The sequence below is a fragment of the Bradyrhizobium manausense genome (assembly GCF_018131105.1).
Lineage (GTDB): Bacteria > Pseudomonadota > Alphaproteobacteria > Rhizobiales > Xanthobacteraceae > Bradyrhizobium > Bradyrhizobium manausense_B.
The window spans coordinates 351,766-378,707 of the sequence record NZ_JAFCJI010000002.1 but is presented as its reverse complement, the minus strand read 5'-3'; the positions used below and the strand labels follow the sequence as shown (position 1 = coordinate 378,707).

The 26,942-nt window shown below is 62.0% G+C and carries 28 protein-coding genes and 1 other RNA gene; 18 read left to right on the top strand and 11 right to left on the bottom strand.

The window, feature by feature from the left end; translation table 11 throughout:
* Positions 1-106: 106 nt before the first annotated feature.
* On the bottom strand, positions 107-568 hold the full coding sequence (locus JQ631_RS22095) for an SgcJ/EcaC family oxidoreductase (RefSeq protein ID WP_212329129.1): 462 nt from the start codon (positions 566-568) through the stop codon (positions 107-109).
* Between the two features lie 145 nt (positions 569-713).
* Between JQ631_RS22095 and JQ631_RS22090 the strand changes: the two genes are divergently transcribed.
* Both JQ631_RS22090 and JQ631_RS22085 read left to right on the top strand, forming a co-directional pair.
* Positions 714-1,451 carry a cyclase family protein gene (locus JQ631_RS22090; protein ID WP_212329128.1) on the top strand — a complete coding sequence of 246 codons (738 nt, stop codon included), beginning with the start codon at positions 714-716 and terminating at the stop codon, positions 1,449-1,451.
* 43 nt (positions 1,452-1,494) lie between these two features.
* A complete protein-coding gene (locus JQ631_RS22085; protein ID WP_212329127.1) occupies positions 1,495-2,055 on the top strand; it encodes a cysteine dioxygenase family protein in 561 nt (186 codons plus the stop codon).
* Positions 2,056-2,103: 48 nt separating this feature from the next.
* Here the strand turns inward: JQ631_RS22085 and JQ631_RS22080 are convergent, their stop codons facing one another.
* Positions 2,104-3,501 (bottom strand): NAD(P)-binding protein, encoded by a 1,398-nt coding sequence (locus JQ631_RS22080; RefSeq protein ID WP_212329126.1) that lies wholly within the window; start codon positions 3,499-3,501, stop codon positions 2,104-2,106.
* A gap of 660 nt (positions 3,502-4,161) precedes the next feature.
* Between JQ631_RS22080 and JQ631_RS22075 the strand changes: the two genes are divergently transcribed.
* The 4 genes from JQ631_RS22075 to JQ631_RS22060 all read left to right on the top strand — a co-directional run bounded on the left by JQ631_RS22075 (position 4,162) and on the right by JQ631_RS22060 (position 8,021).
* Positions 4,162-5,559: a hypothetical protein gene (locus tag JQ631_RS22075; protein ID WP_249160874.1), complete on the top strand. Its 1,398-nt coding sequence runs from the start codon at positions 4,162-4,164 to the stop codon at positions 5,557-5,559.
* A gap of 132 nt (positions 5,560-5,691) precedes the next feature.
* Positions 5,692-6,366, top strand: a complete 675-nt coding sequence (locus JQ631_RS22070) for an SGNH/GDSL hydrolase family protein (protein ID WP_212329124.1) — start codon at positions 5,692-5,694, stop codon at positions 6,364-6,366.
* The gene (locus JQ631_RS22065; RefSeq protein WP_249160872.1) at positions 6,351-7,478 is read left to right on the top strand and encodes an acyltransferase family protein; all 1,128 of its coding nucleotides are present in this window, start codon (positions 6,351-6,353) and stop codon (positions 7,476-7,478) included. The genes JQ631_RS22070 and JQ631_RS22065 overlap by 16 nt, the downstream gene beginning before the upstream one ends.
* Before the next feature lie 186 nt (positions 7,479-7,664).
* The gene (locus JQ631_RS22060; protein WP_249160870.1) at positions 7,665-8,021 is read left to right on the top strand and encodes a hypothetical protein; all 357 of its coding nucleotides are present in this window, start codon (positions 7,665-7,667) and stop codon (positions 8,019-8,021) included.
* A 77-nt stretch (positions 8,022-8,098) separates the two neighbouring features.
* On the opposite strand, the gene JQ631_RS22055 is transcribed toward JQ631_RS22060, so the two are convergent.
* The 9 genes from JQ631_RS22055 to ssrA form a co-directional block, all read right to left on the bottom strand.
* Complete coding sequence (locus JQ631_RS22055; RefSeq protein ID WP_212329122.1) at positions 8,099-9,781, bottom strand: cytochrome b5 domain-containing protein; 1,683 nt, start codon at positions 9,779-9,781, stop codon at positions 8,099-8,101.
* Between the two features lie 230 nt (positions 9,782-10,011).
* The gene (locus tag JQ631_RS22050) at positions 10,012-10,293 is read right to left on the bottom strand and encodes a hypothetical protein (protein WP_212329116.1); all 282 of its coding nucleotides are present in this window, start codon (positions 10,291-10,293) and stop codon (positions 10,012-10,014) included.
* A 241-nt stretch (positions 10,294-10,534) separates the two neighbouring features.
* Positions 10,535-12,406, bottom strand: coding sequence for a ferrous iron transporter B (gene feoB, locus JQ631_RS22045; RefSeq protein WP_212329114.1), 1,872 nt, complete (start codon positions 12,404-12,406; stop codon positions 10,535-10,537).
* Positions 12,407-12,430: 24 nt separating this feature from the next.
* Positions 12,431-12,706: a FeoA family protein gene (locus JQ631_RS22040; RefSeq protein WP_212329112.1), complete on the bottom strand. Its 276-nt coding sequence runs from the start codon at positions 12,704-12,706 to the stop codon at positions 12,431-12,433.
* A 113-nt stretch (positions 12,707-12,819) separates the two neighbouring features.
* A complete protein-coding gene (locus JQ631_RS22035) occupies positions 12,820-13,071 on the bottom strand; it encodes a ribbon-helix-helix domain-containing protein (protein WP_092022051.1) in 252 nt (83 codons plus the stop codon).
* Positions 13,068-13,256 (bottom strand): DUF4169 family protein, encoded by a 189-nt coding sequence (locus JQ631_RS22030; protein WP_212329110.1) that lies wholly within the window; start codon positions 13,254-13,256, stop codon positions 13,068-13,070. The genes JQ631_RS22035 and JQ631_RS22030 overlap by 4 nt, the downstream gene beginning before the upstream one ends.
* A gap of 278 nt (positions 13,257-13,534) precedes the next feature.
* Positions 13,535-14,962: a class II fumarate hydratase gene (gene fumC / locus JQ631_RS22025; protein ID WP_212329108.1), complete on the bottom strand. Its 1,428-nt coding sequence runs from the start codon at positions 14,960-14,962 to the stop codon at positions 13,535-13,537.
* 89 nt (positions 14,963-15,051) lie between these two features.
* Complete coding sequence (locus JQ631_RS22020; RefSeq protein ID WP_212329106.1) at positions 15,052-15,570, bottom strand: SspB family protein; 519 nt, start codon at positions 15,568-15,570, stop codon at positions 15,052-15,054.
* A 114-nt stretch (positions 15,571-15,684) separates the two neighbouring features.
* Positions 15,685-16,057: a transfer-messenger RNA gene (gene ssrA, locus JQ631_RS22015) on the bottom strand.
* A gap of 94 nt (positions 16,058-16,151) precedes the next feature.
* Between ssrA and JQ631_RS22010 the strand changes: the two genes are divergently transcribed.
* The 12 genes from JQ631_RS22010 (at position 16,152) to JQ631_RS21955 (ending at position 26,935) form a co-directional block, all read left to right on the top strand.
* Entirely contained in the window at positions 16,152-16,757 is a 606-nt protein-coding gene (locus JQ631_RS22010; protein WP_212329105.1) for a chromate transporter, read from the top strand.
* A complete protein-coding gene (locus JQ631_RS22005) occupies positions 16,754-17,284 on the top strand; it encodes a chromate transporter (RefSeq protein ID WP_212329103.1) in 531 nt (176 codons plus the stop codon). The genes JQ631_RS22010 and JQ631_RS22005 overlap by 4 nt, the downstream gene beginning before the upstream one ends.
* 95 nt (positions 17,285-17,379) lie before the next feature.
* Positions 17,380-18,141, top strand: coding sequence for a tripartite tricarboxylate transporter TctB family protein (locus tag JQ631_RS22000; protein WP_212329101.1), 762 nt, complete (start codon positions 17,380-17,382; stop codon positions 18,139-18,141).
* A gap of 7 nt (positions 18,142-18,148) precedes the next feature.
* Positions 18,149-19,714 (top strand): tripartite tricarboxylate transporter permease, encoded by a 1,566-nt coding sequence (locus tag JQ631_RS21995; protein WP_212329099.1) that lies wholly within the window; start codon positions 18,149-18,151, stop codon positions 19,712-19,714.
* Positions 19,715-19,850: 136 nt separating this feature from the next.
* A complete protein-coding gene (locus tag JQ631_RS21990) occupies positions 19,851-20,831 on the top strand; it encodes a tripartite tricarboxylate transporter substrate-binding protein (RefSeq protein WP_212329097.1) in 981 nt (326 codons plus the stop codon).
* Positions 20,832-21,002: 171 nt separating this feature from the next.
* Positions 21,003-21,797 (top strand): thymidylate synthase, encoded by a 795-nt coding sequence (locus tag JQ631_RS21985; protein ID WP_212329095.1) that lies wholly within the window; start codon positions 21,003-21,005, stop codon positions 21,795-21,797.
* A 5-nt stretch (positions 21,798-21,802) separates the two neighbouring features.
* Positions 21,803-22,288: a GNAT family N-acetyltransferase gene (locus tag JQ631_RS21980; RefSeq protein WP_212329093.1), complete on the top strand. Its 486-nt coding sequence runs from the start codon at positions 21,803-21,805 to the stop codon at positions 22,286-22,288.
* On the top strand, positions 22,288-22,800 hold the full coding sequence (locus tag JQ631_RS21975) for a dihydrofolate reductase (RefSeq protein WP_212329091.1): 513 nt from the start codon (positions 22,288-22,290) through the stop codon (positions 22,798-22,800). Before JQ631_RS21980 ends, JQ631_RS21975 begins: the two co-directional genes overlap by 1 nt.
* 159 nt (positions 22,801-22,959) lie before the next feature.
* Positions 22,960-24,096: an FtsH protease activity modulator HflK gene (gene hflK / locus JQ631_RS21970; RefSeq protein WP_212329089.1), complete on the top strand. Its 1,137-nt coding sequence runs from the start codon at positions 22,960-22,962 to the stop codon at positions 24,094-24,096.
* A complete protein-coding gene (gene hflC, locus JQ631_RS21965; RefSeq protein WP_212329087.1) occupies positions 24,093-24,989 on the top strand; it encodes a protease modulator HflC in 897 nt (298 codons plus the stop codon). The genes hflK and hflC overlap by 4 nt, the downstream gene beginning before the upstream one ends.
* 72 nt (positions 24,990-25,061) lie before the next feature.
* Positions 25,062-25,268: a DUF2065 domain-containing protein gene (locus JQ631_RS21960; protein WP_212329085.1), complete on the top strand. Its 207-nt coding sequence runs from the start codon at positions 25,062-25,064 to the stop codon at positions 25,266-25,268.
* Positions 25,269-25,411: 143 nt separating this feature from the next.
* Positions 25,412-26,935 carry a Do family serine endopeptidase gene (locus JQ631_RS21955; RefSeq protein ID WP_212329084.1) on the top strand — a complete coding sequence of 508 codons (1,524 nt, stop codon included), beginning with the start codon at positions 25,412-25,414 and terminating at the stop codon, positions 26,933-26,935.
* The last annotated feature ends 7 nt before the right edge of the window (positions 26,936-26,942 follow it).

Genomic DNA, 26,942 nt, shown 5'->3' with positions numbered 1-26,942 from the left:
TGTCACGCCGCGGTAAGGCGAGCGATCATCGGTCCAATGCGGCGCCGCGTCCGCCAGGAGCCACACGTACATCGCAACGTTCACCGCTCGCCTGCCTGGGACGAACTCATTTCGGAGGCGACGGCAACGCTGAGGAATGATGATCCACAAGGAGCCAGCGATCACCATCTTTGACGTACGTGAAACTGTAGCGTGCGGGCAAGCTCTTCGTCTCTCCGTCCTTGACCCAGGAAAATGTGTAATAGCCGGAGTTGACTGCCGCGTTTCCGTAGACACGGATCATTTGATCCCCGAACGTGACCTTGAGGTCGGGCAGCGCTTTTGCAGCGCCTGCGAAATAATCTCGTACCGCCGCTCGACCGGACCGAATGGTCGGTGACATCGTCCCCCAAAGGACTGCTTCGTCCGAGTAAAGCGATGAGACCTTTTCGGGATCGGCAAGCGCCTGTCCCCATGCTGAAGTGGCAGCCGCAACCTCTGCTTTCGGTTCGGCCAGTGCATCGGAAGGAAACGACGTCACGATGCTCAGTGAGAGCGCGGCGAATGCACATCCTCGAAATGACTGCATGACAAGCCTCCCTTTGAGACAGGCATCTGCACAATGAAATACGCGTATTATAGCACCGAAGCGCCCGGCCAGCATGCCCCTTCGCTCGCCTTGCAATTCCCGCGATGATCTTTGAGATTTTGCGACTGCCATCGGGAGAACGAAAATGTGCGAAAGTCCTGCTGTCAAAGGCCGCACTGGATGGCGCGGCTGGTCGGAGCTACCACCAAGGACAATTCAAAAAGCGGACGGGAATTGGGTCGATCTCACCCACCCGTTCTCGGTGTCAGTACCGCGTTCCGCAGCATTTTCTCCGCCGAAGTTTTCATATTTTGCGCAGATGCCGGAACGGCCGCTGAATGTCACCCAGATGGAGACAATCGTGCACATGGGCACTCACGTCGACGCCCCGAGGCATTTTTATGTTGATGGTCCCGGAATGGACGAGATACCGCTCGAGCGGATGACAGGCGAAGGGGTCGTCATTCGCCTCGAAAAGGCTGTCAACGAAGAGATCGGGATCGACGATCTTGCCGCTGCGAATCCAACAATAGAACCGGGCGATATCGTCGCCATAGACACAGGCTGGAGTGGACGTTGGGGAACGCCCGAGTGGAATCGACATCCGTATCTCTCGGTTGAAGCCGCACAATGGCTGGTTGATCAGAAGGTCAAGCTGATAGCGGTAGACACCGCCACGCCGGATCTTCCTTATGACCTGCGTCCCGAGGACTTTCAGTTTCCGGTACACTGTGCGCTCCTCAAGGATGGCGTCTTGATCTCGGAGCAGATAGCTAACCTTCACAAATTGGGCGGCCGAAGAGTGGAGTTTCTATTTTGCCCGCTACCGATCGAGGGTTGCGACGGAGCACCTGCGCGCGTCCTGGCTCGCGCATTCTCGTAGGCTTATGTAGCTCACCCCTTCCGCCGATGTACTGGAGAGCGCCATGAAAGTGCATGAACTCGTAGCGAGCTTCGGGAGGGCAGGCGAAAGCGCCAACCCGATGGATGCGGTGCGCGAAATTCTCGAATCCCTGCGTGGACGGGTGGAAGCCCTCGAGAGTTTGCTGGACTATATCTCCGGCACGGGCGGCAATGCGGGGCAGCTGTTTTACCGTTCGCCGCAAGTTACGCTGCTCAAGGTGTGTTTTCCTGTTGGGCGTCGCACGCCGCCGCATAACCACGGAACATGGGCCACGATTCTGCAATTGTCGGGTGAAGAAAAAAATACGCTCTACGAGCGAGAAAATGGCAAGCTGCGGAGAGCAGGAGAGGCGACGCTGACCCGCGGTGAGATACTGACCATACCCTCAGAAACCGTTCACGTGGTTCAGTGCCGTAGCAGTGCACCTGCAACCGGCCTGCACGTTTATGGCGGCGACATTTTCACACTGGAGCGTCGCATGTGGAATCCGGAAACGTTGGAAGAACACGCGCTGGACTGGCCGCTGTACGAAAAATTCGCGCAGACTGCCTCGAAGGCCGCAAACGCGCCGCTTGAAGGCTGACATTGGATGCGCAAAGCGAAAAGTTCGCTTCAGGCCAAGGACAGACCTTCAGCCGGCCTCAGCGACGAGTCGCGTCGCGTTCACCACCGCGGTTTGGTGAGCTCGTCTCACGCGCTGCAAAATAGCCACGCGACCCGCGTCATCTGGCGAGACCTCCGAAGCGGTCTTGGCTCCCATATCGAGTCGCAAGGAGCGAACCCATTTTGCCAAACCATGCTGCGACGACCAGCGCTTCTCGTTTCGCGCGGTCGCAATGAACATGCCCACCCAGTCGGCGGGAGTCCGCGGCGGTGAGATTGGTTGACAAAGTTCGTTCTTGAGATCGTCACCATCGATGGTTGCCTCAACATAGCCCAGGATGGCGGCGCTCAGGACTGGCCTTCCCCATTTCACCCATTGCAGGGTGATCTTTTCCGGCTCGAATATCACCTTCGGCTCGCGAGGAGGAATCCCGGCGGCAGTACAATCAACGTACAACCAGTCGTCGTCTGCGGCGACGTTCCCCTGTTCAAGCACGATGCGGTCTCGATAAATCGCCAGGACGTGCCCTTTTCGGACAACGTCCTTGATCGATCGCAATTGCGCCAGTTCACCTTCTGATATTGTCGCGCCATGGAACATCGTGGGAGTGATCGAGCGATCGATACGATGCCATAATCCACGCTGCTCGAATTGCAGGAACAGATCGCCGATAGACTCTGCCCCGCCGATCGCTTCCATCTGATCCGCGACAAACGTGAAGGACGTCTCGAAAAAATCGGATGTGAACTGCACTTTCGATCTATCGATCCACCAGGCATCGCGCGGGACAATCCATCTGATGCAGTCTGCATCGGCGCCATTCTGAAGCAGCCACAGGCACGCATCGACTGCGGTCTTCCCTCCGCCGATGATGCAATAGCGACGCGTCTCCCCCGAAACTCTGGTCAGATCGTTGACGGGGATGCATCGCGCGCCCTGTATTTGAAACTTGCGGCTATGCACGCTTGGCACCTCGACCGCCGCATATGTTGCATCGACGAATTTCTTGCGCGCTTTGACCGGGCTCCTCCGTCCGGTGACCAGAGAGATGGCGTGCCCGTGCCGATCGAACCGCGTCATCGGAAAGTAGGAAACCCGCGTGGTCGGCAGGAATACGTGCTCCATGACCTCGTGATAATACGACACGATGCCGGCCCCCGACGCCATCGACAATAGGCCGTCATTCAGGCCCCCACGAATGAGCGAGCTGTCGCCCAGCACCCGGGACTCCACGCCATAGTGGTGTGAAGGCAAATGAAGTTTGACGAACGGGTATGAATAATTCCAGTGACCGCCCGGCCCGGGGCCCGCGTCAATGATCGCTATCGTGGATGTGCCGTGGTGCAGCAGCGTGTCCGTGAAAGCCATCCCGGCGGCGCCTGCCCCGACCACGACATAGTCAGCTTCGATGACACGACCATCCATAGCCCTGCCTCTCACATGCTGTGACGATCTGCTGAGCCGACCCGCCTGATTGTCAGCCTCGATCCGAGTACCGGTCAAGCCAAATGTCCCGGATGACGTCTGCTCCGAGTAAGAGAAGCAATGCGAGCAATTCACGTCCGCTAGGCCCGCGCGTGGACTTCAAGCTTGCGAGTCGCAGCTTCGCCGAAGGGCTCAAGAGCTGCCCTCGGCAGTTTGCCCGACCAAACATGTGCATGTCCGGCGCCAAAGAGCGACTACGCGCGCCTCTGCGCCGCGGCCGAGATAAGCAAGGGCACAGACCAGCACCGATAAGATGCCGAACGCGCCGGATTTTGGCGAACGGCTTTCCTTGCCGTTTCGGCGAGCGCATGGCTGCGCGGCTGCCTGAGCCTTTCGTAAAGCATCTATTAATCAATTATTCCTTTTGCGCGCAGGTACGAGGTTGCGCAACCTTTCTTTACTCTACTTTAGATGCGCTCCCGTAATCAGGGCTCATGCGCGCAACCACCCGCAGGCGGTTGGAAGTGCGCGGTGCCTTGGAAGCGGAAGTGCAGTATGGGTGATCGGACTTTTTGGCTGCGTGAGGCGTTTGCGAGATCACCTGTAAGAGGCCTGCTGTCATCGCGAGTACTCGGGACATATGCATTCCTGATCTCGCTCTTGAGCGTCTTCTATGCTTCCAACGCTTCACTTCTCCTGAGCCATTATGATCTGGGCTGGCATCTTGCCGCTGGTGAGCTGATTAGAAGCGAAGCTCGCATCCCGTTCCAGGACCCGTGGGCATTCACGCTCGGAACCAAGCAATGGTTCAACCTTTCCTGGCTCTGGGATGTCATCGCCAGCTTCATCTTCGAGTTTGCCGGATATGGAGGCCTCATCGCCCTGGTTGTGGCGTGCGGAGCGCTGATCGTCGGGTATCTCACGTCCGCATGCCTCATAAGCGGAGCCTCTGCACTCGCAACCTGCATCGCAGTGTTTGTGGGGTGCCTGCTGTATCCGGCCTACGAAGCGGCCCCCAACATCTACCTGGCGGCATCCCCGAATGTCGCGACAATGCTGTTCAGCGTCATCTTCTACCGCGAATGTCTGCGGTCGGCGAAGCTGTTGTGGCTCCCTTTGCTGATGATGCTCTGGGTCAATCTCCACGGTGGATTTGTGCTCGGCTTCATGATCCTCGCCGTGTTTGGCGGCGGAGCCCTGATCCGGCGCGATTGGAATAAGCTCAAAGCCATAGTGCTGGCGGGCGGCCTCTGCTTTGCCGCAACGTTCGTGAATCCGCTGGGCTGGCAGATCTACCAAGGTGTGGCAGCCACCCTGGGTCACTTCGTCCAAGGCAATATCGGCGAATGGCTGCCGTATTCGCACAACATCGAACTTCCCGGCAGCATTCCCGGAATGATCTACATTCTTGCGTTTGCTGCGTTGGAGATCCGCTACCGCGCCTCATCCAACATTCGGCTGGAAATGCGCATCCTGTCCTGGATGTTTCTTGCGCTCGGCCTCCACCAGTTTCGATACATGTCGTTCTTCTTTCTATTTTCGGCGGTCCCGGTCGCTCTGCACCTCGATCAACTTCTTCCCAGGCGGCTACCCCAGTTGAAAATCCAACAGGCTCTCCTGACCGCCTCACTCGTTGCTGCATGTGTCCTGCCGCTCGTTGTCGTCCAGATCGGGCCGGCTGTGGCGTTGCCCGAGATGCTGTCGGAGCAGGACGCCGAATATCTGCAAACACATCTCGCGCATTCGCGCGTGCTCAACCACTGGAACGTGGGAGGATATCTGATCCTCCTCACCCATGGATCAGTCCCCCTGTTTGTAGACGGCCGGGCCGCAACCGCCTACCCAGACGAACTGTTGCGCGACTATTTCAAGCTCGTTCACTGGGAAGTCGATGAACGCAGCTGGGATGACGTCCTCCAGAAATACCGCATCGACGCTGTGTTGTGGCTGACGGGGCACGAACAACTGAGGCAGTTCCTCGTCGGAAGGCGCGGTTGGAAGGAGGAGCACACCGGCCTTTACGAGAGCGTCTATACGCGACCGGCTATGGGACATTGACGAGGAATAGGCAGTCCGAACATGCCCGTTGCGGGTCGATCACGGGTCATTTCGCCGATCGCTGGCGGATTGTCTTAACTTTCACCGGCCTATCATTCGCTGTTTGAACCACTGATATGTTCGAGTGCGTCCATGAACCGAATGCTGCTCGGCTTTGCAGTTCTTGCGATCGGCGCTGTTTCGGTCGCAACCTCCATTGCCAAGAAGCAGGCCGTTGCGGAGTCGCACCGTCGGAGCCGGCAAACGATCCTTTATTACACGCTGAGCCGGATCGATAATCCCATCATCGTTCTGGGCGACAGCATTGTCGAAGCGTCTACGCTGCCGCGCGAACTCTGCGGGCATGCCATCGTCAACGCTGGCCTGGATGGTGCCTCGACGACGAGCGAATTGGGCGACTGGCTGCTGGATGCGCTCGACGGCAAAACCGCCGCCGCTATCGTGATCGCACTGGGGATCAACGACGCGCTGGGGGCCGCGCGGGACCTGCCGCAGTTCGAGGCGAACTACGGCTCGCTCGTAGCGACGCTTTCGAAGGCGACGGCCCATGTGATCATGCTCGGGATTCCGCCGCTCGATGCATCATCTCGTCTTCCCGTCCTGACGCGAGCAAAAGCCACGCCGCTCATCGACAGCTATAATGTCGCTCTGCCGGCACTCGCTGTCCGATGCGGCACGACCTTTGCTGCCTTGCCGCCGCTGCCGACGCCGCACACGATCGACGGAGTACATCTGAGCGCTGCCGGGTATGAGCTTTGGAATGAGGCCATCTTGAAGGGAGCATCGGTCTCATGCGGTTCGAAATGAAGCCAGCGGCTGTCGCAATCCGATCGAACAAGCTTCTGGGCTTGGAGCTGTTGCGCTTCCTGACCGCTTTTGCCATTTTATTATTCCACTATCGCCAATTCGCCTTCGTCGGCGACAGGGAAGTGGGTCTTGTTCAGGATCGGTTGCCGATCTTTTGGCTTTTCGGCCCCCTTTATCAAAGCGGCCCGTATGCGGTCCGGATATTCTGGTGCATTAGCGGCTTCATTTTCTTCTGGAAATACCGTGACGCGGTCGCCAGTCGCCTGCTCGACGGGTGGAAATTCTTCGTGCTGCGTTTCTCGCGGCTTTATCCGCTGCACGTCGTGACGCTTCTGTTGGTCGCCGCGCTTCAGCCCCTGTACTTCCAGATCACCGGGTACTTCTTTGTCTACCAGAACAATGATGCCTTCCATTTTCTTCTTCAGCTGTTGATGGCGAGCAACGCCACGACCCAGGAAGCCCTGAGTTTCAATGGACCAATCTGGTCAATATCCGTCGAAGTGCTGGTCTATTTCTTTTTTTTCGTGATGTTGCTGCTGACACGGTCGTGGCTGCTCAATCTGGTGGTCATCGTCATCAGTCTGATGATTCCGGGACAAATCGCAGACTGCTTCGCCTTCTTTTATGCAGGAGGACTGGCGGCGATGGCGCGGCAACACGTGACGGCACGAACGGTTCATCCCTTGGCGGTCGAAGGCGCAGGCTGGCTCGTTGCCGGTGTTTTCGTGTCATGCGGATATTGGCTCACGAATGGCCATCTGGAATCGATCGGCCTTGCGGTAATGCTGATCGTCACTCCCGTGCTGCTGTACAGTCTTTCGCGAGACGTGATCTTGCCGGCCCGGCTGCAGCAGTTTGTCGAGACTGCCGGCAACATGACTTATTCGAGCTATTTGCTGCAATTCCCAATTCAGTTGACGATGATGCTGGGCTTTTCATTGATGCGGGCGCCAGTCCCCATCTATGACAACGCCTTCTTCGGGCTTTTCGTCGGGACGACGCTGCTGGCCTCGTATTTGAGTTATCGTTATCTCGAGGAGCCGACGCAACGGCTGATGCGCGACGCTTTGTTGCAGCCGCACGCCGCCGGCGCATTGACCGCTTCGCCATGAGAATGAAGCAACATGCGTGTCCGCGCTGGGCTGTATGAATGGACCAGGGCGTTCCCAGGGTTCGCCGGTTCGGCCATCCCATCGCTTCGCCAACCCGCGCCAGTCTGTTGATTCAAATCAATGGCCATCCAGTGCGATGCGCGATCGATAGTCGGGGAAGCGAGTTCGTCCTGACAGGAGGCGAGGATGCGGTTGTGGACAATAGCTGTCGTCTTGAGCTTGGCGCCTGTTTCGGCTTACGCCGTCCCCGACTGCCGGGTCACCGGCAATCCATCCGTGTTCGGCATCGACATGACGGCTTACTTCGCGGTCAGGTCGGGTCAAACGTGCAATTTCCCGATCCGGATTCCGGGAGCAATGCATAGCTCCGGCGTGTCCCAGAAACCTGCTCACGGGACGCTCAGGCAGCTCAACGTCACGACGTTCAGGTACACCGCTGCATCGGGATACAAGGGCAGCGATGCGTTTGCCATCTATGGCGAAGGCGAAGGTCCGTACGGCTCAGGCAGATCGGTCATCTCAGTGAATGCAACGATCGAATAGGTGCGGCGGCCGGGGGGCTCATCCGTTCCGAAAACTCCGGTGCGCCCCATCGGCGGATTGCTCGTCCGCATGTCCAGTCACGGCAAGGTGGCTGGAGCCTCGACGAGGTCGCCGATGCAGAAATGAGCCATGTGCGCGACAGCTTCCGCGCTGTGGTAGTCGCCGAATTCGGCGGTGGCTTCCTTGCCGGCGTACATCCTGGCGATGCCGGCGCCGCCGGGGTGATGGGGGGCCCACTCGGTGATGTCGTAGACCTTCCCTGAAACAATGACCCAGCAGTCGTCCCGCGTATTGTGCCGGGCGACCTCTGCGCGCGTGACCGAACGGTTGCCGCTGGCGCGAGTAGCTGGCATCCAGAGTTGACCGGTAATTTTGGTGTAGTTGGCCTTGGCGGCCCGTCGGAAATCCCACGGCCCCAATCGCTTGTAAGGCAGCTCAGTGCCGATATTGCGGGCGTCGTACGCATAGATCCAGGAATCGTCTTCGCCGCCCCGCTTGTCGTGGGCAAAGGCCGGGCTGACCCGCTCGTCGAGCTTCTCGAGGAGTGCCTTCTGCTCAGCGGTGTCCTTGGCCCGCAAGTGATCGAAGGCGAATTTGGACCCGAGCTGGAAACGGGTCGCGCGGTAGTGCCGCACGCGTTCGTAGTGCAGCATCGCGGTCGCCACATCGCTCTTGTGCAGGGCGAAGGCGCTGGCGAGCGCGGCGGCGTCCTCGAAGGACTGCGCGGCGCCCTGGCCAAACGTCGGAAGCATCGGGTGCGCTGCGTCACCGAGCAGGCAGATGCGGCCCTGCACCCAGGTTTCGAGCGCGTCGCGATCGTAGAGGCCCCACTTGGTGGGACGAACGATGGCCCCCGCCAAGGCGAGCAGGTCGTCCCTGCTGGGGCTGCCCTCGAATGCCGCGCCGACCTCGCGAAGGATCTCTTCGCGGCCGACCGGAAACCAGTCGCCTTCCTCTTTCTCGAATGCGGCAGAGTCTGGCTCATAGCGGGCGATCCAGACATTCAACAATTCGCCGCCGCGCACCCAGTACGTCGTTGCCCCGCTCTTGTCGTTCCGATGGCGATCCATGCTGAAGGAGTCGATGGGATTGTTGTCCAGCGGGCTGCCGTCGGCCTTGCGGAGCGAGGCGACCGCTGTTCGCGGGATCAGTCCACGAAAGCAGGTCACCTCCGTCCAGCGCTTGGGACGCGGATTCGGCCATGCCAGCCGCAGCGTGGCCGAGTTGATCCCGTCGGCACCCACGAGAACCTCTCCGGTCGCGGTTCGGCCATTGGAAAAGGTGGCTGTCACCTCGCTGGCGGTCTGATGCAACTGGGTCAGCCTGCAGTCCATGTGCACGGTGATCGGGCACGGCGCGCCGCTGTCAGGACCGAACTCGAACACCCGCTTGTAGAGGCACATCAACAGGTCCAGCCTGTGCATGTGGTGAAACCCGGCGCGGTCGCCCGCGGCGGTGACATGATCGAACGGCCGCTTAGTCACGCTCCCATCCGGGTTGAACTGCCGTGTCGACTCCAGCGTTGCGGCCCGGCCGCCGTCGATTGCCCCATCGGGGCCCTTGGGGTCGCCGCCGTCGAGGTCGACGCCCAGCCAACGGCATAACCGCGCCCCGTTGGGCGGAATGTTCAAGCCGGCGCCTGCGGTGCTGGGGACCTTGGTCTGCTCGTAGACATCGACCGATGTGAAGACGCCGGACTGTCGCAGCGCCAACGCCGTCATCAACCCGCCCATTCCGGCACCGACGATCACTGCCCGCATTCCGGCGTCCTTCCGCGTTGTCAAGCGAGACTAGCCGCGGGCCGATCGGCGATAAAGTAGCTCTTGGTTGAACCGGACGTGCCGACTCCGCGGTCACCCGCCCTAACCCAAAGCTTGGGGTACAGCGCACCCATAGTCCGTCCATGCGGTCGGACCTCGACGTTGCCGGCACAGATTCATCCGGTCTTGATGTGGTTCAACGGCTTGTTGCGCGCCCTTGAACCGGCGCCTCAATAGCAGGGCGGATAGGGGTAGTATCCACAGGCACGGCGATAGCCATAGGCTCCATAGGCTGCGGCTCCTGCCGCTGCTGCGCCGTAATACGCCCGCCGATGGACCCTGCGGTTGACGCCTGCGACGCTCATCGGCGTAAGGGGGCGCCCGACGCGGGCCGCGGCGGTGTCAACGGACACGGCGAGCGTTTTCGACGGCGAGGTGTGAAGCGACAAAGGCGCTGCCGTGAACAGCGCGGCGGTGACGAACAATCCGATCAGCTTGGCACGTCCAGTCATGTGCACTCTCCCTTTGCAGGACGACGAGAAAGCGTGACAGGCCGATGAGGTAAACCATTGAGACAAATCAATGGGGTCGGTTCCGAAACGGAGCGCAAGCATCGCGCAGAGGCGATCGCGACGCTGTAGGTCAGGAGGCTTGCCGTTACGGTCGGGTGGCCCCGCCCAGGCGTAAGCCATTGATTTCACAACCCCTGTCTACTGTGCATGGGGTTGTTTTCGCAGTTTTGGGGCGGGGGAGCTAGCCCGCGCCGAGCGCGACCGCGATGTTGAACGTCAGAAGGCTCGCCGCATAGGCCAGCACCAGCATGTAGGCGAAGGTCGCCGCCATCCAGCCCCAGCTTCCGGTCTCGCGCCTGATGACCGCGAGCGTGGAGGCGCATTGCGGTGCGAAGATGTACCAGGCCAGCATCGACAGCGCGGTCGCGAGCGACCATTTCGTTGCCAGCACCTGACCGATCTGCTCGGCCGCCTCCTTGCCGCCTTCGATCGCATAGACGGTGCCGAGGGCTGCGACCGCGACTTCGCGTGCCGCCATGCCCGGGATCAGCGCGACCGCGATCTGCCAGTTGAAGCCGACGGGGTGAAGCAGGGGCTCGATCGCCTTGCCGATGATGGCAGCCAGGCTGAAATCGATCGCGGGCTCGGTCGCGCCCGCAGGCGGCTGCGGGAACGAGGCCAGGAACCAGATCAGCACCATCATCGAAAAGATCGTGGTGCCGGCGCGCTGCAGGAACATCTTTGCGCGGGTGAAGATGCCGATCGCGATCGATTTCAGCCGCGGCATCTTGTAGTCCGGCAGCTCCAGCATGAACGGTGCCGGCGCGTAGTCGCGCATCATGAAGAACTTGATCAGGAACGAGACGATGAGCGCGCTGGTGATGCCGGCGGCATAGAGGCCGAACATCACGAGGCCTTGCAGGTTGATGAAGCCCCAGACGTCCTTGGCCGGAATGAAGGCGGAGATGATCAGCGTGTAGACGGGAATGCGCGCCGAGCAGGTCATCAGCGGCGCGATCAGGATCGTGGTCAGCCGGTCGCGCTTGTTGTCGATGACGCGCGTCGCCATGATGCCGGGAATGGCGCAGGCAAAGCTCGACAGCAGCGGAATGAAGGCGCGGCCGTGCAAGCCGGCGCCGCCCATGATGCGGTCCATCAGGAACGCGGCGCGCGCCATGTAGCCGAAATCTTCCAGCAGCAGGATGAACAGGAAGATGATGATGATCTGCGGCAGGAACACGATGACGCTGCCGACGCCCGAGATCACGCCGTTCTGAAGGAAGCTCTGCAGCAGGCCGCCGGGCAGGGTGGCGTGAACGAAGTCGCCGAGCGCATCGAAGCCGGATTGCAGCAGCTCCATCAGCGGCTGCGCCCAGGCGAACACCGCCTGGAACATCACGAACAGGATGAGTGCCAGCACGACCAGCCCGCCGACGGGATGCAGCACGATCGCATCGATCCGCGCGGTCCACGTGTCGGGCCTGGCAGGCAAGCTGACGCAGTCCGAGATGATGCGGTCGGCTTCGCGCTGGGTCGCGCGCAGCTCGGCGACGCTGAGCGCGCGCCAGCTGTTTTCGGCCGGCTCGGCGGCGAGTTCGGCCGAGATCTCGTCGGTCAGCGCCAGGAGGTCGGCCGTGCCGCCCTTGCGCACCGCGATCGAGGTGACCACGGGCACGCCGAGCTCCTTGGCGAGCCTGACGACGTCGACCGAGATGCCGCGGCGGTTCGCGATGTCGAACATGTTGAGCACGAGGATCATCGGCCGGCCGGTGCGCTTGAGCTCGAGCAGCAGGCGGATGGTCAGGCGCAGATTGGTGGAGTCCGCCACGCACAGCACGAGGTCGGGCACGGTCTCGCCGGAGGCCTTGCCGAGCACGAAGTCGCGGGTGATTTCCTCGTCCGGGCTGCGGCCGCGCAGCGAATAGGTGCCGGGCAGATCGACCACCGAGACCTGGCGTCCCTGCGGGGTGACGAAAAAACCTTCCTTGCGCTCGACGGTGACGCCCGGATAGTTCGCGACCTTTTGCCGGCTGCCGGTCAGCGCATTGAACAGCGAAGTCTTGCCGCTGTTTGGCGTGCCCACCAGGGCGAGATGCAGAAGGGGTAATTCCATGGAATCGGATGTCCGGTCGCGATCTCAGGCGACGATGATGGCCATGGCCTCGCGGCGGCGCACCGCGATGGTGATGTTGTCGACACGCACGGCGATCGGGTCGCGCCCGACCAGCCCCTCGTGCAGGACCTCGACCCGGGCGCCCTCGACGAAGCCGAGCTCGATCAACCGGCTCTCGAGCTCGATATCCGTGAGAGCCGAGCCGGCGTCCTTGGCCGAGAGGTGCTGAATGACGCCGGTATAGCCACGCTTGGCCAGGCCGAGCGGCATTTCGCGGCGCATATCATGAGTGTCGGTCATGCCCTGTATTTTCAACGCAAGGCATGGAGGTCAAGCGCACACGCTCGCCGAAACTGCACCTTAGAGTGATTTTAAAGTGCAGATCACGAAGCCGTGGGCAGTGCGCCCCGGCGCTAGGCCGGGACCTTGTCTGCCTGGATGGCGGCCATGGCGCGGCTCTTGAAGTAGTCGAGCACGAACAGGCGGATCGCCGAGGACAGATTGCCCTGCTGGCGGGCGCCGTCGATTTCGCCGACGAGCTCGGACAGCGTCATGTTGCGCAGGCCCGAGATCTCCTTCATGCCGTTCCAGAACGCCTCTTCCAGGCTGACGCTGGTCTTGTGGCCGGCGACCACGATCGATCGCTTCACGACGGGCGACTTCATGGCTGCTCCTCGCGATCGATCCGATGCTGGTCCAGATGCGTGTTCGCCTGGGCCGCCTGCTTCTCGTCCGCCGACCGCTCGGCCTTCGTGCGGCCGAACTTCGTTCGGTTGGCGTCCGCCTGCTTCGCCGACGCTTCCCGCTCGGCGCGCTTCCTGAAACGCTTCAGGTTGATGACGTTCCCCATGCCGCGTCTCCATCACCCGATCCTCTGCGGGCAGGATGTTACATTCAGAAACTGGGCGCGGCTTCGCGCCCCAAAGAATTTGATCGTCATTCGCTTGTCCTCGTCAATCGGCCCAGAGGGCCATCAAACGATGAATTCGCCCTGTGAAGGGCAGAGGGGCTTTGCCTAGCATGCGCCTCTGCCGCCGCATTGACGGTAATCAAATCCTGTCCTTTAAGCCTTATAATTTTGAGATTTAAGGCTCCGTATCATTACGGATGGCTATCGGAATTCGGAATTCATCCGGGCCGAGTCATCTTCTCCGGCTGCACCAGGCGGTCGAATTCGTCGCCTGAGACAAAGCCGAGCCTCAGCGCCTCCTCCTTCAGCGTCGTGCCGTTGGCATGCGCGGTCTTGGCGACCTTGGCTGCATTGTCGTAGCCGATCTTCGGCGCCAGCGCGGTCACCAGCATCAGCGAACGCTCCATCAACTCCTTGATGTGCTTCTGATCGGCACGGATGCCGCTGACGCAGTGTTCGGTGAAGGAGCGCGCGGCGTCTGCCATCAAACGGATCGAGTGCAGCATGTTGTAAGCGAGAACGGGCTTGTAGACGTTGAGCTCGAAATGGCCCTGGCTGCCGGCGACCGTGATGGCGGTGTGATTGCCGAACACCTGGCAGCACACCATCGTCATCGCCTCGCATTGCGTTGGATTGACCTTACCCGGCATGATCGAAGAGCCTGGCTCGTTCTCCGGCAGGATCAATTCGCCAAGGCCCGAGCGCGGGCCCGATCCGAGCAGGCGGATGTCGTTGGCGATCTTGAACAGGCCTGTCGCGACGGAATTGATGGCGCCGTGCGCCAGCACATAGGCGTCGTTCGAGGCCAGTGCCTCGAATTTGTTGGCGGCGCTGGTGAAGGGGAGTTTCGTGATCCTGGCGACGTGCCTTGCAAACAGCTTTGCAAAGCGGGGCTTGGAGTTGAGGCCGGTGCCGACGGCGGTGCCGCCTTGCGCCAGCGGATAAAGATCTTTCACCGCGACCTTGAGCCGCGCGATGCCGCTCTCGACCTGCGCGGCATAGCCCGAAAATTCCTGGCCTAGCGTCAGCGGCGTCGCATCCTGGGTGTGGGTGCGGCCGATCTTCACGATCTTCGCAAACTCCTTCTCCTTCTTGCGTAGCGCGCGATGCAGCTCGCCAAGGGCAGGGACGAGATCGGCGCTGATGCGGCTTGCCGCCGCGATGTGCATCGCGGTCGGGAAGGAGTCGTTCGACGACTGGCTCATGTTGACGTGATCGTTGGGATGCACCGGTTTCTTGCTGCCGAGCTCGCCGCCGAGCATCTCATTGGCGCGGTTGGCGATGACCTCGTTGAGATTCATATTGCTCTGGGTGCCCGAGCCGGTCTGCCACACGACAAGCGGGAAGTGATCATCGAGCTTGCCCTCGATCACCTCATGCGCGGCACGGATGATCGCGCCAGCGCGGCGCTTGTCGAGCAGGCCGAGCTCGAGGTTGGACTGTGCAGCCGCAAGCTTGACGATGCCGAGCGCATGCACGAGCGAGATCGGCATGCGGTCGATGCCGATCCGGAAATTCTGGCGTGAGCGTTCGGTCTGCGCCCCCCAATAGCGATCGGCGGGGACTTCGATGGGACCGAAGCTGTCGGTCTCGGTGCGGGTCGCGGGGCGGGCGGTCTTCGCAGCTTTGGCCATGGGCACATCCATTCTGCCGCACGAAATGCCGCGCGGCCTCTTCATGTGCTCTTCTATATAGGGAGTTTGGCCGGGCGCGACGGTCTCGCGGCCAACCTAGATCATTTCTTGCGGAAACGATCGAGCCGCACGACCTCGGCGCCGCCCTGGTTCGGCGGGGTCGGCTCTTCCGCGGTCTCGGCCGCCTCGGTGGCCGGTGCGGGCATTGCCGCAGCAGACGGGACAGCGGCCGACGGCAAATTCTCGCTGGTCACCTCGGCGACGTCGGAGGTGTCGAACTGGAGACCGAACTTCACGGAGGGGTCGAGGAAGCTCTTGATGGCGCTGAACGGCACGATCAGCCGCTCCGGGATGCCGCCGAAGGACAGGCCGACCTCGAACCGGTCCTCGAGCACAGTCAGGTCCCAGAATTGGTGCTGGAGGATGATCGTCATCTCTTCCGGATATTGCGCCAGCAAACGGCTCGACAGCTTCACGCCCTCGGCCTTCGATACGAAGGTGATGAAGAAATGATGCTCGCCCGGCAGGCCGTGGGCCGCGGCGTCGGTCAGCACCTTGCGCAGCACGCCGCGCAGCGCGTCGCGTGCCAGCACATCGTATCGGATATGATCGGTCGCCATGGTGGTCCTGTTGCATTCCAGGAGGCGGGCCCTGCCGGCCCGACTCGCCAAGCCGCAATAGTACCGCGCCTGACGGGTCAGCAGGAGTCCCCGCCGGGAAGGAAATCAGAGGTAAGTGGAGGCTTCTGTTGCCAGGTGCCTCCGAACCCCGCCTAACGGAGCTTAACCCGTTAGGACTTTAAGATGGTCTTTCAAACTGCGTTACGCAGCCTGAGCAACCGGAGCAAAGTTGTCGTTGGCAACTATTGCATAGCCCGATAACGGCGGAACAATACCGGGAAAAAGTTCGCCCTTTACGCCCTCGTCGATCCTATTTCGCCCCCGCCGAAGCTCACTTGAGCGGGCCAAGTCCGCCGAACGATGGGCTTTGGTGGAGGCGCCGGGTACCGCCCCCGGGTCCGAATGGTTTATTGCGACGACCGTTTATTTCCATAGCCGGCGAACCGGCACCCCCAATATAGGGGGCAAAGGTTTCAAAAAACAGAGGTTTCGAGCAGAGAGGTGAGGTTCCTTTGGATAGGTCCGGGACGGTCGCAGTCCTGAGCTTGGCCGAACCGCGACCCGCGTTCTAAGCTGCTGACATGTCCACGGATTCAGCACCGGCCACCCAAGAGCCGGAAATTCCCGTCACCCCCGCCGCTCCGCCCGGTCTTCTGGCGTTATTCCTGGCCTTCGCCAGGATGTCGCTGGCCGGCTTCGGCGGCGTCCTGGTGTTTGCCCGGCACGCCATCGTCGACCAGCACCGCTGGATGACAGCCGACGAGTTCAACGAGACCTTCGCGCTCTGCCATTTCCTGCCCGGGCCCAACATCGTCAACCTGTCGATGGTGTTCGGCTCGCGGCTGCGGGGCATCGCCGGCGGCGTCGCCGCCTTCACAGGACTGTTGCTGCCGCCGACGCTGATCATGACCGTGCTCGCGATCATCTACGCCCGCTTCGGCGATGTGGAGGTGCTGCGCCGGATTCTTGCGGGCATCTCCTGCGCGGCGGTCGGCCTCCTGATCGCTGTGGTCTTCCGGATGATGACGCCGCTGCTCAAACGGATCGACGTCGTCGTGCTCATCCTGATGCTCGGCGTGTTCGTTGCTATCGGCATACTTCGTCTGCCGCTGCAGGCGGTGCTGCTGATCGCGATCCCGCTCAGCATTGGTCTCACCTATGTGATGCGGCGGAAGGTAGCAGCATGAGTAGCGAGAACCCGATCTGGGCGCTGATCTCCACCTTCGGTCTGATGTCGCTGTTCGCGGTCGGCGGCGCTGCCGCGGCGGTGCCCGAGATGCACCGCATCGCGGTGGATGTGCATCACTGGATGACCGACAAGCAATTCGCCGACGCCTATGCGATCGCGCAGCTCTCGCCGGGTCCGAACGTTCTCATCGTCACGTTGATCGGCTATGCGGTCGCCGGCATTCCCGGCGCGCTGGCAGCGACGCTGGCGATGTGCCTGCCGACGGCGCTGCTTGCCTATTATGTCAGCCGGCTCCTGAACCGGCCGAGCCAATCGCGCTGGCCCGGCCTGATCCAGGCCGCACTGGTTCCGCTGTCGATCGGATTGATGGCGGCGAGTGCCTTGATCCTCGCCCAATCGACAGATCGCACCATTGCTGCACTGCTTCTCACCGCAACGGTCGCACTGATCGCCTCCGTCTCGCGCGTCAATCCGCTGTGGCTTCTGCTCGCGGGCGGGCTGTTGGGTTTTGCTGGCATTGTGTGATGAAAATCGCTAGGCAATGATCGGGCGGGCGGATCCTTTTTCCAGCCGATTAGAACAACAGTGCTCGTGACTTACGGGTCGCGGAGGAGGCATGCATGGCCGACACAATGGGCCACTCGGCGACAGCCACCAGAAACACATCGGTGGCCATCGGCTTCTGTGTGCTGGCCATAGCGCCGCAAATTTTCGAATTGATCTGGTCGATCGGGACGATCTTTGGCTGGGGCGCCGGGCGCGGTCCATTGCAGATCGTGGCCGCGCATGCGACGGCGCTGGTGGCAGGTGCTCCCGCTGCGTTGGTCGGAGCGGTCGGCGGTGACACCAAGAAGGCGTCATCGGATGTGCTGCTCGCGCTGATCTATTCCTACCCGCTGTTCGCCGTGGCGATCCTCACGATCTTCATGACGATCCGGTCGGCACAGGACTATGTCGGCGGGATCGTCCTGCTGGCGTTGGCCTTGTTCGCGCTTTGGGCCTCCAGCGATTTGCAGGGGATGCGCGGCTTCTCCTTTGGCGCAGGCACGGCGCCTCGGATGTTCGGCGCGCTTCTGGTTGCGCTTGGCGCCGGCATCGCATTGACCGGATTGTTGTTCGACGGACCGGCGATGGCGCATTATTCCTGGCGCGGGCCGCTCTTCGTAATGGTCTCGATCGTCTTCTTCGCCCTGGCCATTCGCCCACTTGGGGTCGTGGTTACTGCGTTCGTGAGTTTCCTGATCGCGGCGATGGGGACGCATGAAACGCGCTGGATCGAGGCAATCATCGTCGGCGCCTGCCTGACGCTCGGCTGCGCGCTACTTTTCCCCTACGTGCTCGGGCTGCCGATGCCGATGTTCCCGCGCTTCCTGGTTCAGTGAGGTTGTGATGTTCGATCTTTTCCACAATCTGGGCCTCGGTTTCGGTGTGGTGTTTCAGATTTCCTGGTGGTCACCCTCCTGGCTGTTCGGACTGTCGATCCCGATTTCGATCAATATTCTGATGTGCCTGATTGGCGCATTGGTCGGCACGCTCGTTGGCGTGCTGCCGGGTATCGGCACGGTCGCAACTGTCGCGATGCTTCTGCCGATCACGTTCGGATTGCCGCCGGTCGGCGCGCTGATCATGCTCGCCGGCATCTATTACGGCGCTCAGTACGGCGGTTCGACCACGTCGATCCTGGTCAACATTCCCGGTGAGGCGACATCGGTCGTCACCGCCATCGACGGCCACCAGATGGCCAAGCAGGGACGTGCCGGTCCGGCGCTCGCGATCGCTGCGATCGGCTCGTTCTTCGCCGGTTGCGTCGCGACCGTGCTCATCGCCGTGCTCGGCGCGCCGCTGACCAAGCTCGCATTGGCGTTCGGCCCGGCCGAATATTTCTCGCTGATGGTGCTCGGCCTGATCTTCGCGGTCGTGCTGGCCAAGGGGTCGGTGCTGAAGGCGATCGCGATGATCGTGTTCGGCCTGTTGCTGTCGATGGTCGGATCCGACATCGAGACCGGTGCTTCGCGCATGGCATTCAACATTCCGGAGCTTGCTGACGGTCTCGGCTTTGCGACGGTGGCAATGGGCGTGTTCGGCTTCGCCGAGATCATCCGCAACCTCGACGCCGGCTCCGAGATGAACCGCGATCTCGTGCAGCAGAAGATCACCGGCCTGATGCCGACCAGGAAGGACCTGATCGACTCGACGCCTGCGATCCTGCGCGGCACCGTGCTCGGCTCGATCCTCGGCATCTTGCCGGGCGGCGGCGCTGTCATCGCGTCGTTTGCGTCCTATACGCTCGAGAAGAAGATCGCCAAGAACCCGTCGCGGTTCGGCCGCGGTGCGATCGAGGGCGTGGCGGCGCCGGAAAGCGCCAACAACGCAGCCGCGCAGACCTCTTTCATCCCGTTGCTGACGCTCGGCATCCCGCCGAACGCGGTGATGGCGCTGATGGTGGGCGCGATGACCATCCATGGCATCGTGCCAGGCCCGCAGGTAATGCAGAAACAGCCGGATCTCGTTTGGGGCATGATCGCCTCGATGTGGATCGGCAATCTGATGTTGATCATCATCAACCTGCCGCTGGTCGGCATCTGGGTTCGCCTGCTTCGCGTGCCGTACCGGCTGATGTTCCCCTCGATCGTGATCTTCTGCGCGATCGGCATCTACTCGGTGAACAACGCGCCGGTCGATGTCATCCTCGCAGGCGCGTTCGGTCTCGTCGGGTATTGGCTGATCAAGCACGACTTCGAACCCGCGCCGCTGCTGCTCGGCATGGTGCTCGGACCGCTGATGGAAGAGAACCTGCGCCGCGCGCTGCTGATCTCGCGTGGTGACTGGAGCGTGTTCTTAACGCGTCCGTTGTCGGCCGTGCTGCTGGCGATCGCTGCCTTCCTTTTGGTGCTCACGGTGCTGCCGGCGCTACGCGCCAAGCGCGACGAGGTGTTCACCGAATCCGAGAACTGATCGCGGCGCGCCTGCGTCGGCGTGTCACGCGTCGGCCCGCCGCATTCGGAAGTCCAATCGACTTGCTCGCCGTCTTCGTGAAATGAAAATGCCGGCCGTGTGGCCGGCATTTTTGTTTGTGTCGGAGAAGATCGAGATGACGTCTGTTCGCGCGCTCACGGGCGCATGTGCCGCCATGCTCGCATCGCTGTGCGGCTTTGTCGCGCCGAGCGAAGCGCAGACCTATCCGACGCGCAGCATCACCATGGTCGTGCCGTTCGCGGCCGGCGGCCCGACCGATGTGATTTCGCGCATCGTCACCGGCCACATGGCGCAGACGCTCGGCCAGAGCATCATCATCGAGAACGTGGTTGGCGCCGGCGGCACTACCGCGACCACGCGCGCGGCGCGGGCGACCAATGACGGTTATACGCTGATCACCGGGCACATGGGCACGCACGCCGCCTCCGTGCCGCTCTATCCGAAGCTCGCCTATCATCCCGAGAAGGACTTCGAGCCGATCGCGCTGCTCGCGGGCACGCCGATCCTGATCCTGGCGCGCAAGGATTTCCCGCCGAAGGATCTGAAGGAGTTCGTGACTTACGTGAAGGCCAACGCCGAGAAGGTGAACGCGGCGCATGCCGGCATCGGCTCTGTCTCGCACGTGTCCTGCGAACTCCTGCACTCCATCCTTGACGTCAAGCCGGTGAGCGTACCCTTCAACGGCACAGGACCCGCGATGAACGCACTGGTCGCAGGTCAAATCGACTACATGTGCGACCAGATCGTCAACGCGGTGCCGCAGATCAACGCCGGCACCATCAAGGCCTATGCAATCGCAACGCCGGCGCGCAATCCGTCGCTGCCGAACGTGCCGACCACCACCGAAGCCGGCCTGCCGACATTTCAGGCCCAGGCCTGGAACGCGATGTTTGCGCCCAAGGGTACCTCGCCCGCGATCCTTGCGAGCCTGAACGCGGCCGTCGCCAAGGCGCTCGACGACGAGGTCGTGAAGAAGCGCCTGTTGGAGCTCGGTAGCGTCATTCCGGATGCTGCGGGCCGAACGCCCGAGGCGCTCGCCAGCCTGGTCAAATCCGAGATCGCGAAGTGGACCCCGGTGCTCAAGCCGGCAAGTTAAGCAGCACAATCAAGTTGATAGGAGAGGGGCGGAACGTTAGTTCCGCCCCCTTGTCGTTTGCGCCGGGAGCTCTCACTTTTCCGGGTATAATCGGTGTGCACAGCGAATCGCCGCTGTCGCAGCGCCGGGGGCGTCGTTAAGTTCGCCGCCTCCCCAAGGGCTCATTGGCACATGCACCAGTATCAGGACCTGCTCGAGCGGATTCTATCAGACGGCGCCGAGAAGACCGACCGGACCGGTACCGGCACGCTGTCGGTGTTCGGCCACCAGATGCGCTTCAATCTGTCCGCGGGCTTCCCGATGCTGACCACCAAGCGGCTGCCGCTGAAGGCGATCGTGCATGAGCTGCTGTGGTTCCTGAAGGGTGACACCAACATCAAATATCTCAAGGACAACGGCGTCACCATCTGGGACGAGTGGGCGGATGCCAATGGCGATCTTGGCCCGGTCTACGGCCATCAATGGCGCTCCTGGCCGGCGCCGGACGGACGCAGCATCGACCAGATCACTGACGTCGTCGACATGATCAAGCGCAATCCGGACTCGCGCCGCCTGATCGTCTCGGCCTGGAATCCGGCCGAAGTCGACAAGATGGCGCTGCCGCCGTGTCACTGCCTGTTCCAGTTCTACGTCGCCAACGGCAAGCTGTCGTGCCAGCTCTATCAGCGCTCGGCCGACGTGTTCCTCGGCGTGCCCTTCAACATCGCATCGTATGCGCTGCTCACCATGATGGTGGCGCAGGTCACCGGCCTGAAGCCCGGCGACTTCGTGCATTCGTTCGGCGACACCCATCTCTATTCCAACCATCTGGAGCAGGCGCGGCTCCAGCTTGCGCGTGCACCCCGTGCGCTGCCGGTGATGCGGATCAATCCTGACGTGAAGGACATCTTCTCCTTCGGCTACGAGGATTTCGAGCTCGTCGGCTACGATCCGCATCCGCATATCAAGGCGGCAGTCGCGGTCTGACGCCGATGTCGCTCAGCATTCGCCGCGCGCGTCCTGGCGAAGCGGGGCTCGTACTTGATTTTGTCCGTGAGCTCGCCGAGTACGAAAAGCTCTCGCATGAGGTCGAGGCGACCGAGAGTGACATTGCGGACGCTCTGTTCGGCGGCGATCCCAGGCTCTTTTGCGCGGTTGCGGAGTGGAGCGGCGAACCGGTCGGCTTCGCGGTCTGGTTCCTGAATTTCTCCACCTTCAGCGGCCGCCACGGCATCTATCTCGAAGATCTCTATGTGCGGCCATCGCATCGGGGCAAAGGTCTCGGCAGGGCGCTGCTGACCTATCTCGCGAAGGAATGCGTCGACAACGGCTGGTCGCGCCTGCAATGGTCGGTGCTCGACTGGAACTCGCCGTCGATTGCGTTCTACAAATCGCTAGGCGCGGTGATGCTGGATGACTGGACGCTGTGCCGCGTATCTGGTCCCGCACTGACACGACTTGCGGGGAGCGCGTCCTGATGGAGATCGTCTTCGTCGTTGCCATCGCCGAGAACGGCGTCATCGGTGCCGGCAACGCAATGCCGTGGCGACTGAAATCCGACTTGGCGCGCTTCAAGGCGCTCACGATCGGCAAGCCCGTGATCATGGGCCGCAAGACCTTCGAATCCTTGCCGCGCCGTCCGCTGCCGAACCGTACGAACATCGTGATCACGCGCGATGCCGCCTATCGCGCTGCCGGCGCCATTGTCACGACATCGGCAGCCGACGCGGGCGCGGTTGCGCTTGGTGATGCCCTGCGGCGTTCAGCCGCTGAAATCGCCGTGATCGGCGGCGCTGAAATCTTCCGGCAATGGCTCGATCGTGCCGACCGCCTCGAGATCACCGAAGTGCATGCGCGGCCGGACGGCGACACGCATTTCGACATCGACAAGGCGCAGTGGGAGGAGACCGCGCGCGTCCGCCACCCGGCTGGCCCGGACGACAGCGCCGACTTCTCCTATGTGACATATCGTCGGCGGCCGTCCCATTAACTGCATTCGCCAATGTTAACATTGACTTTTCTACCCCCGAGCTTAGCTCGGAGGACGGCGAGGCTTGCGTTGTAAGGGCCCTTTCGGTCCCCTATAAAGCCGGTCCGGACAATGCGGGCCGGCTTAGTTCTAGTCCCGGTCTGCCGAGGAGAGCGTCGAATGCCGTGGAAGAATCAGGGCGGTGGCCCGTGGGGCTCGGGTCCGAAAGGACCTTGGGGCACAGGCCCGCAACCGGTCGGGCCGAGGCCGCCGGATCTGGAAGACCTTCTGCGGCGTGGCCAGGACCGGCTCCAGCAGATCATGCCGGGCGGCTATTTCTCCGGAATCGGCATCACGCTGATCCTGCTCATCGTCGTCGCGCTCTGGCTGCTGTCGGGCTTCTTCCGCGTGCAGTCGGAAGAGCAGGGCGTCGTGCTGCGCTTCGGCAAGCATGTGCGTACCGTTGACCCCGGACTGAACTATCATCTGCCCTATCCGATCGAGACCGTGCTGCTGCCGAAGGCTCTGCGCGTGTCGACCATTTCCATCGGCATGACGCTGATCGACGATCCGGCCCGTCGCGGCCGCTCGATCCGTGACGTACCGGAAGAGAGCCTGATGCTCACCGGTGACGAGAACATCGTCGATGTCGACTTCACCGTGCTGTGGCGCATCAAGCCCAACGGTGTCGGCAACTTCCTGTTCAACATCCAGAATCCCGAGGGCACCGTGAAGGCGGTGGCCGAGAGCGCGATGCGCGAAGTGATCGGCCGCTCCGACATCCAGCCGATCCTGACCGGCGCGCGGACGCAGACCGAGACCACCGTGCAGGATCTGATGCAGAAGACGCTCGATGGCTATGGTGCCGGCATCCAGATCACCCAGGTGCAGATGCAGAAGGTCGATCCCCCGGCGCAGGTGATCGATGCGTTCCGCGACGTGCAGGCGGCGCGTGCCAATCTCGAGCAGTTGTCGAACGAAGCGCAGACTTATGCCAACAAGGTCGTGCCGGAAGCACGGGGCCGGGCAGCCAAGATCCAGCAAGATGCCGAGGGCTACAAGGAACAGGCGGTCGCCGAGGCCAAGGGCCAGAGCGCACGCTTCCTGAAGGTCTACGAGGAATACAAGAAGGCACCCGACGTGACGCGTGAACGTATCTATCTGGAGACGATGGAGCGCGTGCTCGGCGGCTCGGACAAGCTGATCTACGACGGAGGCCCTTCGGGCCAGGGTGTCGTGCCCTATTTGCCGCTCAGTGAATTGTCGACCAAGAAGCCCCCGACAACGGGCCAGTTGCCGAGCGGAGGCACGAGATGAGGTCTCCCGTTACAGGTATCGTCGCCCTGCTTGCGGCGCTTCTGGTCGTGATCGTCGGCTACATGTCGTTGTTCACGGTGCAGCAGACCGAGCAGACCATCGTGCTGCAATTCGGTGCGCCGGTCGACGTCGTCACTGATCCCGGGCTGCACTTCAAGGCGCCCTGGAACTCGGTGATCAACATCGACAAGCGGATCCTCGACCTGGAGAACCCGTCGCAAGAGGTCATTGCCTCCGACCAGAAGCGTCTCGTGGTCGACGCCTTTGCGCGCTACCGCATCAAGGATGCGCTGCGCTTCTATCAGAGCGTCGGCTCGATCCAGGCCGCGAACCTCCAGCTCACCTCTCTCCTGAACGCGGCACTGCGCCGCGTGCTCGGCGAGGTCAACTTCATCACCGTGGTGCGTGATGAACGCGAAAAGCTGATGGGGCGCATCCGCGAGCAGCTCGACCGCGAAGCCGGCGGCTACGGCATCGAAGTCGTCGACGTTCGCATTCGCCGCGCCGATCTGCCGGAGCAGAACAGCCAGGCGGTGTACGACCGGATGAAGTCCGAGCGGCAGCGCGAAGCGGCCGAATTCCGCGCGCAAGGCGGCCAGAAGGCGCAGGAAATTCGCTCCAAGGCCGACCGCGATGTGACCGTGATCATCGCCGAAGCCAACTCGCAGGCCGAGCAGACGCGCGGCATCGGCGACGCCGAGCGCAACCGTCTCTTTGCCGAAGCCTATGGTAAGGATGCTGATTTCTTCGCCTTCTACCGGTCGATGACGGCCTACGAAAGCGGGCTGAAGCCGAATGACACCCGTTTCCTGCTGCGGCCGGACTCGGATTTCTTCCGGTATTTTGGTAACCCATCCGGCAAGACGGCGGCCGAGACACCGGCGAAACCGTAAGCTAGACAAGGGCGTCAGGTTCTGGCCGCCCTTCGTCCAGACAAGAACAGCATACCGGGAGGTTCCAATCCGATGAGGTCCATTGCGTTCGCCGACTTCCTCATCGGCTTAGGCATCCTGTTTGTGCTGGAAGGCTTGATGTTCGCGGCAAGTCCGAACTGGATGCGCAAAGCCATGAAGAGCGCCATCGCCACGCCGGACAACATCCTGCGGGCTGTCGGGATCGGCTCGGCTGTGGTCGGCCTGATCCTGATCTGGGTGATACGGCGCCCGATCTAGCCGCAGCGCCAACGCCAAAGTGAAGGCGCGAGGCGGGTTTTCGCCGTATTATCGGGATCTTGAGGCCCGTTAAGCTGCGCGCTTGCACGGCGCCCCCGTTCGAGCGCAGTCTTGACGCCGAATCCTTTTCTCTGGAGACAACAATGACCGCTGCCACCATTGTCCCGACCCGCTTGCGCCAACATGCGCGACTTGGCGTCCGATTTGGGCTGGCCGCGCTCGCGCTCAGTGCCTTCAGCGTGTTCGGCTCGCCGGCGCAAGCGCGTGGACCGGAGGGCATTGCCGACGTCGCCGAGAAGGTGATCGACGCTGTCGTCAACATCTCAACGTCGCAGACGGTCGAAGCCAAGGGCGGCGGCAGCAACACCATGCCGCAACTGCCGCCTGGCTCGCCGTTCGAGGAATTCTTCGACGACTTCTTCAAGAACCGCAAAGGTCCCGGTGGCGGCAGCAAGGGCGGCGACAACGGCAGCGGCCCGCCGCGCAAGACCAATTCGCTCGGCTCGGGCTTCATCATCGACACCTCCGGCGTCGTCGTGACCAACAATCACGTCATCGCCGATGCCGACGAGATCAACGTCATCCTCAACGACGGCACCAAGATCAAGGCCGAGCTCGTTGGTGTCGACAAGAAGACCGACTTGGCCGTCCTGAAGTTCAAGCCGCCTAAGCCGCTTGTTTCGGTGAAATTCGGCGACTCCGACAAGCTGCGTCTCGGTGACTGGGTGGTCGCGATCGGCAACCCGTTCAGCCTTGGCGGAACCGTGACCGCGGGTATCGTCTCGGCCAAGAACCGCGACATCTCCTCAGGCCCCTATGACAGCTACATCCAGACCGATGCGGCCATCAATCGCGGCAATTCCGGCGGCCCGCTGTTCAACCTCGAAGGCGACGTCATCGGCGTCAACACCCTGATCATCTCGCCCTCAGGCGGCTCGATCGGCATCGGCTTTGCCGTGCCGTCGAAGACGGTCGCGGGCGTCGTCGACCAGCTCCGCCAGTTCGGCGAATTGCGCCGTGGCTGGCTTGGCGTGCGCATCCAGAGCGTCACCGACGAGATCGCCGAGAGCCTCAACATCAAGCCGGCGCGCGGCGCGCTGGTGGCCGGCATCGATGACAAGGGCCCGGCGAAGCCCGCCGGCATCGAGCCGGGCGACGTCGTCGTCAAGTTCGACGGCAAGGACGTCAAGGACCCGAAGGACCTGTCTCGCGTCGTTGCCGACACCGCGGTCGGCAAGGAGGTCGACGTCGTCATCATCCGCAAGGGCGAGGAGCAGACCAAGAAGGTCACGCTTGGCCGCCTGCAGGATCCCGAGAAGGTACAGACCGCGGTGAAGACCGACGAGCCGCCGCCGGAGAAGCCGGTGACGCAGAAGGCGCTCGGCCTCGATCTCGCCGTGCTGAACAAGGATCTGCGCACGCGTTACAAGATCAAGGACACCGTCAAGGGTGTGGTCGTCACCAATGTCGAGGCCAATTCGGACGCCGCCGAGAAGCGGCTCTCCGCCGGCGACGTCATCGTCGAGGTCGCGCAGGAAGCAGTCTCCAGCGGCGCCGACGTGCAGAAGCGCGTCGACCAGATCAAGAAGGACGGCAAGAAGTCGGCGCTGTTGCTGGTGTCGAACGGCGACGGCGAGCTGCGCTTCGTGGCGCTGAGCGTGCAGTAGGGGATGC